The following is a 392-nucleotide window of genomic DNA, read 5'->3' as shown; positions in this document are numbered from 1 at the left end:
GAGGTGCTGGCATGACCGACACCAAACAACGCGAACCCCAGGTCGCCGTCGCTCCGCTCAACACCATCGACGCCAAGGACGTCGGCCGTGGCGCCGCCGCCTTCGACGCCTGGTTGCAGTCGGTCAGCGGCGGCTACGTCACCCTCGAACGGATCAAGACCGTGGCCGGCGCGCTGCCGGTAGTGGGCAACATCATGGCCCTGGTCGATGCCTTGGGCGACGTGGTGACCCTGGTCAAGAGCAAGAATCGCCAGTTGCTCGACTGGGTGAGCCTGGGCATCAACCTGATCGGCGTGCTGCCGGCGCCGCCGACCATGGCCGCGGCGCGCATGAGCCTGCGCCCGACCCTGTTCCTGGTGCGCCAGGAACTGCGCAACAGCGCCAAGATGCTG

General features: G+C 67.6%; 1 protein-coding gene. It reads left to right on the top strand.

Going from position 1 to position 392, the window contains the following annotated elements; translation table 11 throughout:
* Positions 1-11: 11 nt before the first annotated feature.
* Positions 12-392, top strand: a 381-nt coding sequence (locus tag NJG22_RS24475) for a hypothetical protein (RefSeq protein ID WP_253098508.1), incomplete at its 3' end; no start/stop codon positions are given.

The organism is Pseudomonas sp. VA159-2, assembly GCF_024126635.1.
Taxonomy (GTDB): domain Bacteria; phylum Pseudomonadota; class Gammaproteobacteria; order Pseudomonadales; family Pseudomonadaceae; genus Aquipseudomonas; species Aquipseudomonas muyukensis.
Note: the sequence above shows the minus strand (reverse complement) of the source record. Positions and strands in the feature narration are given on the sequence as shown.